The sequence below is a fragment of the Solemya elarraichensis gill symbiont genome (assembly GCF_002021095.1).
In the GTDB taxonomy this organism is placed as follows: domain Bacteria; phylum Pseudomonadota; class Gammaproteobacteria; order Chromatiales; family Chromatiaceae.
Genome location: NZ_MPRK01000160.1, coordinates 1 through 4,095, shown reverse-complemented (window position 1 = coordinate 4,095; position 4,095 = coordinate 1). Strand labels below are relative to the sequence as shown.

The following is a 4,095-nucleotide window of genomic DNA, read 5'->3' as shown; positions in this document are numbered from 1 at the left end:
CGCGACGAGAGTGGTGATGTGATCCAGGGATCACTCGCACGGATTGAACCGGAAGGTGAACAGAGCCGCATGTGGGAAGCAATCGAAGCCTACATGCAGCGCAAGCAGCCTTTGTGTATTGTCGCCGGGGCTGACTATGGTCAGGGTTCTTCGCGTGACTGGGCTGCCAAGGGTGTGCGCCTGGCCGGTGTCGAGGCGATTGTTGCCGAGGGCTTTGAACGCATCCATCGTACCAACCTGGTGGGTATGGGCGTTCTTCCACTGGAGTTCAAAGCTGGTGAGACGCGTGAAACCTACAGCATCGACGGTACCGAAACCTTCGACGTGGTCGGCGCCCCCGGTCCGCGTGCCGAGTTGATCGTAGTGATGCATCGTAGCAACGGTGAGACAGTCGAGATCCCTGTAACCTGCCGTCTTGATAGCGCTGAAGAGGTGTCTGTGTATGATGCGGGTGGCGTGCTGCAGCGTTTTGCACAGGACTTTCTCGCCTCCAGCGCAAACTAGGGAGTAGTAAGCATGGCTCATGTAGCGCAGATAAAGATCCCGGCCACCTATATGCGTGGCGGAACCAGCAAGGGTGTGTTCTTTAATCTAGACGATCTGCCGAAAACGGCGCAAATACCGGGCGAGGCGCGCGACAAGCTATTACTGCGCGTTATTGGTAGTCCTGATCCGTATGGCAAGCAAACCGACGGTATGGGCGGTGCCACATCAAGTACCAGCAAGACAGTCATTCTGACCAAAAGCGAAAAGGCAGACCATGACGTTGACTACCTGTTTGGCCAGGTCTCTATCGACAAGCCATTTGTCGACTGGAGCGGCAACTGCGGCAACCTGACTGCGGCGGTTGGTTCATTCGCCATCTCCAGTGGTCTTGTTGATGCGGAACGTATTCCCGACAATGGTACGGCAGTGGTACGCATCTGGCAGAAGAACATCGAGAAGACGATTGTTGCGCATGTGCCGATCACTAACGGCGAGGTGCAGGAGACCGGCGATTTCGAACTCGACGGTGTGACTTTTCCGGCAGCTGAAGTAGAGGTGGAATTCATCAGTCCCGTGGATGCATCAGAAGCGATGTTTCCAACCGGGAACCTGGTCGATGACCTCGAGGTACCAGGTATCGGAACTTTTAAAGCGACCATGATCAATGCCGGCATCCCGACCGTGTTCCTGAATGCCGATGAGATTGGTTATACAGGTGCTGAACTGCAGGAAGCGATTAATGGTGATCCGGCGGCACTCGAATGCTTCGAGACGATTCGTGCGTACGGTGCAGTACATATGGGGCTGATCAAAAATATTGAGGAGGCAGCAGGGCGTCAGCACACGCCGAAAGTTGCTTTCGTCGCAAACCCGCAGGACTATACCTCGTCCAGCGGCAAGCAGGTGAATGCCACAGATATCGATTTGAACGTTCGCGCACTCTCAATGGGAAAGCTGCACCATGCCATGATGGGTACTGCTGCTGTAGCGATTGGCACTGCTGCGGCGATCCCCGGTACTCTTGTTAACCAGGCAGCCGGTGGTGGAGAGCGCAACAGTGTCACATTCGGTCACCCCTCCGGTACTCTGAAAGTCGGCGCACAAGCCAGCCAGACAGAGGGTGGCTGGACAGTCGAAAAAGTGGTGATGAGCCGAAGTGCCCGTGTACTCATGGAAGGGTGGGTTCATATTCCTGGCGATGCGTTTTGAAGATCTTCAGATAACATAACTCTATAGCGTTTCTAGCGATGAGAGTCTTTTGTCACAGACAAACGGTTATTGGCAGTATGAAAGCGGGGGAAGCACCCCGCTTTTTTTATGTCTGCTCGAATGTGTATGGAATAGAAAAAATCGTTGTAAAAATGCTGAGAATCGCAGTGGAAAATGCTATATATATCTATAAGTTTTAATCCAGACTAAAATGTTGATACTCTAAATAGAAAGAATATCGATCGAATTTGGATAAATTCTCATCTTGTTTGATTGCAATCGGAGAGTTGACTCATGGAATTTAGCCTGCATAGATACACGGTCGAAAGCAAATGGGACCGCGCATTTGATAGCACGCTGGATTCCCCCCAGACACTTGTTGTCGTCTTCGTCACCCCCCGTCCTGGCGAAGAGTTATGTTCTGAACTTGCCGGGATTCATGTCAGCTTCCCAAATTCTGTTGTCATCGGCTGCTCCTCATCTGGTGAGATATATGGCGAGGTGTTATCGGACGATAGTATTATCGCTGCAGTCATTCACTTTGCTGATACCCGCCTCAAATTAGTTCATTGTGAAATAACTGACGCCGTACAATCTTACGATGTAGGGACGAGCGTGGCCGAGCAACTGCTGGCACCTGATTTAGCAGCTGTTTTTACCCTGACAGATGGTCTGAAGGTGAATGGTTCTGCATATGTGGAGGGCTTGAATCATATATTGCCTGATGATGCGATCATTACTGGAGGATTGGCAGGTGATTGTGACCAGTTTGAGCGAACGTGGCTATTGTACGATGGGCAGTGTCATTCCGGTGGGTTTATATGGTGATGCAGTCAGAGTTGCTCACGGTTCTCGTGGTGGCTGGGATTTGCTTGGACCTGACCGCGAGGTGACTCACTCGGTGGGTAATGTGCTCTATACAATGGATAATCAGCCAGCCCTGGAAGTTTACAAGAAGTACCTTGGTGAGAGAGCTGAAGGCTTACCCGCAACAGGCCTTCTGTTACCCCTTGCCATTCGCAATGAAAATGATGACGACCATGATACGGTTCGTACCATTCTGGCGGTTGATGAGCAGAAGCAGTCTATAATCTTTGCTGGCGATATTCCTGAAGGTAGCCACGTCAAATTGATGCGGGCCAATTTTGATCGCCTTGTTGATGGTGCCGCTGAAGCAGCTGAACAACTGGACATGACTGGTTATGAAAATGGCCCGGCGATATGCCTTGCCATCAGTTGTGTTGGTAGGCGCCTTGTTCTTGGTCCTCGTGTTGAAGAGGAGCTTGAGGCGGTAAAAGAGGTGTTGCCTGCCGGGGCAGGAGTCATTGGTTACTACTCCTACGGAGAGATTTCACCCTTGGCCAGCGGTCGTTGCGATTTACACAACCAGACCATGACTCTGACCCTGATATGGGAACAGGCCTGATGCACAGATTACTGTCGCGGCAATTACGCAAACTTGGTTTAACTGATACATCTTCTCCGGATGCTGAGCAGTGGGGCGGGTTGTTGCAACGCATCTCGGATACTTATCAACAGGCTGATGATGATCGCTATCTGCTTGAACGTTCCCTGCAAACTTCTTCAGATGAACTACAGGAGATGTTTCAGGCGCAGAAGGCGAGTGCCGATGGGCGACTTCGTGCACTGATCAATACCTTGCCTGATTTGGTGTTTTTGCTGGACGAGGATGGTCGCTATGTCGATATTATTGCCGGAGATGAGCATGAACTGGTACAGCCATCCCTGGAACTTAAGGGAAAATTGCTGGCAGATGTCATGTCATCTGAACAGGCTTCATTTTTCATGGATGTCATCCACCGTGCTTTGGATACCAATACACTCCAGGTGGTGGAATATGAGCTAATTGTGCAAGCAGGAAAACGGATCTTCGAAGGTCGTGTTATATCGACAGGCCTGAAAGTGAATGATCGACAGGCGGTTTTATTTCTTGCAAGAGATGTGACCGAGTTGACCAAGGCGCGTAACAAACTTGAACACCTGGCCACCCATGATACTTTGACCGGCCTGCCTAACAGGGTATTGCTGGATGATCGATTACACCAGGCGGTCTCGAGAACAAGGAGAACCGGGAAAAAAGCTGCGGTCATACTCATGGATCTTGACCGTTTCAAGCATGTAAATGACAGCCTCGGACATACAGTCGGAGATGAACTCCTCAAGGAAGTTGCCCATCGTCTGAAACGCAGTTGTCGTATCGAGGATACCGTATTCCGATTTGGTGGTGATGAATTCGTGATTATTCTTGAGGATCTGGAGAATGCTTCTCATGCAGGACAGGCAGCCAAACATTCGCTGCGCGCCAAGGAGAGAGAATCGAAGGCGCGTAGTCCCCGGTAGCCACTAGGCGAGACTGTTTTTCTGACGTGCGCCAGCGCC

At 51.1% G+C, this 4,095-nt stretch carries 3 protein-coding genes and 2 pseudogenes; all 5 read left to right on the top strand.

Annotated features, from left to right (window positions below):
* Nucleotides 1-504, top strand: a pseudogene (locus tag BOW51_RS08070) (Fe/S-dependent 2-methylisocitrate dehydratase AcnD); the annotation flags it as partial.
* Nucleotides 505-516: 12 nt separating this feature from the next.
* Nucleotides 517-1,695, top strand: a complete 1,179-nt coding sequence (prpF, locus tag BOW51_RS08065) for a 2-methylaconitate cis-trans isomerase PrpF (protein ID WP_078477241.1) — start codon at nucleotides 517-519, stop codon at nucleotides 1,693-1,695.
* Between the two features lie 294 nt (nucleotides 1,696-1,989).
* Nucleotides 1,990-2,569 (top strand): annotated as a pseudogene (locus BOW51_RS11685) (FIST N-terminal domain-containing protein); the annotation flags it as partial.
* 48 nt (nucleotides 2,570-2,617) lie between these two features.
* Nucleotides 2,618-3,121, top strand: a complete 504-nt coding sequence (locus BOW51_RS11680) for an FIST signal transduction protein (protein WP_370738162.1) — start codon at nucleotides 2,618-2,620, stop codon at nucleotides 3,119-3,121.
* Nucleotides 3,121-4,056 carry a sensor domain-containing diguanylate cyclase gene (locus tag BOW51_RS08055; protein ID WP_167367285.1) on the top strand — a complete coding sequence of 312 codons (936 nt, stop codon included), beginning with the start codon at nucleotides 3,121-3,123 and terminating at the stop codon, nucleotides 4,054-4,056. The genes BOW51_RS11680 and BOW51_RS08055 overlap by 1 nt, the downstream gene beginning before the upstream one ends.
* The last annotated feature ends 39 nt before the right edge of the window (nucleotides 4,057-4,095 follow it).